Annotated in this window: 4 protein-coding genes; 3 read left to right on the top strand and 1 reads right to left on the bottom strand. The window is 34.9% G+C overall.

Going from position 1 to position 3059, the window contains the following annotated elements:
• On the bottom strand, positions 1-1307 hold a 1307-nt coding region (locus AC4AGG_RS15905), incomplete at its 3' end, for a T9SS type A sorting domain-containing protein (protein WP_489773003.1).
• A 669-nt stretch (positions 1308-1976) separates the two neighbouring features.
• Here AC4AGG_RS15905 and AC4AGG_RS15910 point away from each other — a divergent pair.
• From AC4AGG_RS15910 to AC4AGG_RS15920, 3 genes are read left to right on the top strand one after another with little or no spacing between them, the layout of a single operon-like run.
• Entirely contained in the window at positions 1977-2315 is a 339-nt protein-coding gene (locus tag AC4AGG_RS15910) for a helix-turn-helix domain-containing protein (protein ID WP_489773004.1), read from the top strand.
• Between the two features lie 4 nt (positions 2316-2319).
• On the top strand, positions 2320-2565 hold the full coding sequence (locus AC4AGG_RS15915; RefSeq protein ID WP_489773005.1) for an addiction module protein: 246 nt from the start codon (positions 2320-2322) through the stop codon (positions 2563-2565).
• Positions 2562-2858, top strand: coding sequence for a type II toxin-antitoxin system RelE/ParE family toxin (locus tag AC4AGG_RS15920; RefSeq protein WP_489773006.1), 297 nt, complete (start codon positions 2562-2564; stop codon positions 2856-2858). The genes AC4AGG_RS15915 and AC4AGG_RS15920 overlap by 4 nt, the downstream gene beginning before the upstream one ends.
• The last annotated feature ends 201 nt before the right edge of the window (positions 2859-3059 follow it).

Below are 3059 nucleotides of genomic sequence, written 5' to 3' on the forward strand. Positions count from 1 at the left end.
AGATCAGACAAACGTTCTTCTTTTTTTTGTGATTTTCCTTTCACGTGTTTTCTCCAAACTTCATTTCCATTGGGATCTACAAAAAGCATCCAAAAAGTTTCATCATCTTTCTCCACTCTACCTTCAGCTTGGGTATATCCTCCAAGAAGAAAACCTTTGGTTTCTGAGTCTTTGGCATTCATGACCATATTAAGCCCCATCAAGATATCTCTGTTTTTAAAAGAATAGGATTTCTGCCATTGTTCATTTCCATTGTTATCTAAAGCAACAAGCCACACATCCGTTCCTTCTTCTATTCCTACGGACTTGTTTCCTGATTTTTCAGATCTACTTTCTCCTCCTATAAGTACTCCATCAAGAGTATTCACCAAAGTTCTTGGGTGATCATCCTGATCACCGCCATAGGTTCTCTGCCAGAGTATTTTTCCTGTTTGATCCAGTTTCACTAGCCAATAATCACCTTGTCCATAGTTTTCAGTTGCTTTAGCCACATAGGTTATTGGAGTGGTTGTTTGCGCTTTTGAGGTTGAGTTTTCTTTTTTGTTTTCGGTTTTAGTTTTCGAATACTCAGCATTTACTTTGAGGTCTTCATTACTAACAGCCCCACTTCTGGAATAGATGGCTAACACAATACCCCCATCACGAGTAGGAACCATAGACTCCACCTGATCAGAACCTTTCCCTCCTATTACTAATTGAGAGATCTCTTTTCCTTCTTTATCTAAAATAGAAACAAACACATCTTTGGATCCGAAGCTTTTTTCTCCTCTTTCAATACTTCCTGCTACAACAAATCCTTTGTCCCCATTTAGAACCACTGCTTTGGCTTCTTCATAGGCAGAAGTTCCTAAAGTCCGTTGCCATTGTTCTTCTCCGTTTTCAGAAACTTTAATAAGCCAAATATCGGAACCTCCTTTGCTTTCATCTTTTTTATCTAACCCAAGAGGTGATAACGTGGTGCCAGTAACGAGGAAGCTTCCATCTTGAGTTGCGGTTACTGAAGTAAGGAAATCATGGTTTTGACCTCCAAAATGTTTTTCCCATACTTCATTTCCTTGTTGATTGAGTTTGACTAAGTGAAAATCGTAGCCATTGTTTTGGGGTTTTCCTCCATCTGAACTAACAGAGGGCATTTTGGATTGTTGGATGGAACTCCCTGAAATAAGGAATTGACCATCGACAGTAGTAGTAATCTGATTGAGAAAGTCTTGGGTAGAAGACTTGATGTCTTTTTGCCAGAGAACTTCTTGTGCGGAGATGCTAGCTATGCTCCATAGGAACAGCCCAACAGTAAATGTTTTTCGCATAAGAGGAGAGGTTTTGTGTTTCTTTAAATCTATGTGATTAAAGTTAAGAAAAATAAACACTCAAAAATGGATATGAAATGATAACTTTTGGAAATATTGCGATATTGTATAATTTAATATATTGAAAAGCAATTCTTTGCTTCATTCAAGTATCAAAATATCCGTGTTATTTTTTAGAAACTTCCGGTTGAAAGAACTGATTATTACCAAAAGAAATAGAATTTTCATAAGAAAATGACAGAAGGAAATGTGTTTACATAGAATATTATCAACAAATATTTTCTTCTTCCCAATAAACGACCGTTTTGTTAGAATGAAGCCAAAAACTAAAGCCATACGAATTTTCGTATGGCTTTGTATGGAAAACAGCGTTTTTATAAATACGTAATAAACAAAATGTTATACTGTAAAACCCTATTTAAAAAAAGAGTCGAATTAGTTGCAACTACCATAATGTCTTAATACTTCAGACAAGCCTAAATGCAGCTTTAACGATTTACTTAACGTGGAAAGAAAAAATTGTAAAAATATAAGACCTCTCAAATTTGTCCCAACAAGTAACAATTACGAGAATACAAAATAAGTTTTTGTGAGATTTTAATTTTATTTTGGCATTTTTTTGTCTTATATTCGCATTTGTAAGATGTTTAATTATTAAAAATCTCACTTATGACTATTTCAGAACGTATTCGATTATATAGACAACAAAAGGGACTTTCTCAAGCGGAGCTTGCGGTAAAGTCTCAGGTTAACAGCAAGAGCTTATCACGTTATGAGTTAGGAAGCAGTATTCCACCTGCAGATATTTTAAAAAGTATTGCAGATGCTTTGGGGGTTTCTTCGGATGCTTTGCTTAATGATGATATTGTGTCAATAAAAGATAAAGAGCTTCTTGAAAAATTTGAAGTAATCCAAGAGATGAATGATGAAGATAAAGCCATTGTTAATCGTTTTTTGGATTTGACGATTAGAGATTTTAGAACCAAACAAACCTACTCAAAAAATTAGTAAAATGAACTTTCAATATATACTCGACAATCATGGTAATGCTACCGGTGTTTTTATACCAATTGAGGAATGGCAATCGCTAAAGCAAAAGTATGATGGCTTAGGACAAGAAGAACTTAATGGTGATGATATTCCCGAATGGCACAAGAAAATCTTGGACGAGCGCTTGGAAGACTACCGCAAGAATCCCGATAACAGTATGGATTTTGATGTGATGATGCAGTCGGTTAGGGAAAAATACGGACTATGAGTTTTGTCTTTAAAAACAGACCGAGAGTTTATAACGATATTATCGAAGCGGTGGAGTATTTCTTGCCCATTAATCCTGCTTTAGCCGAACGTTTTCTTGACAGTATAGAAGAAGCCAAACAAAGGATTCTGAATACTCCGAAGGGTTTCCAAATAAAATACAATGAGAACGTGAGAACGGTTCTTATAAAACCTTTTGATTACCATATCTACTACATTATAGAAGAAAACAGTATTACCATTCTTGCCATTTTGCACGCCAAAAGTGGAGAAGAAAAAATTAGCAAAATATAAAGCATGTAGAAAGGTAGATAAGTCTGCTTTTTTTCTCAATTGAAAACAAAAAGCCACCTAATTTTAGGTGGCTTTTTTTATTAACCAAAGCTTGTGCGGATTTTCGTATGGCTTGGTATGGAAAATTGTATTTTTCACAAGTGCTTAATAAACAAAATGTTATACTGTTAAATCCTATTTTTATAAGCGTAGACTAAAATT

The sequence above is a fragment of the Chryseobacterium sp. CG10_8 genome (assembly GCF_058117085.1).

What these genes read in the sequence shown, in the direction of transcription:
- AC4AGG_RS15910 (WP_489773004.1), top strand. Translation starts at nt 1,977, where the DNA reads ATGACTATTTCAGAACGTATTCGATTATATAGACAACAAAAGGGACTT.
- AC4AGG_RS15915 (WP_489773005.1), top strand. Translation starts at nt 2,320, where the DNA reads ATGAACTTTCAATATATACTCGACAATCATGGTAATGCTACCGGTGTT.
- AC4AGG_RS15920 (WP_489773006.1), top strand. Translation starts at nt 2,562, where the DNA reads ATGAGTTTTGTCTTTAAAAACAGACCGAGAGTTTATAACGATATTATC.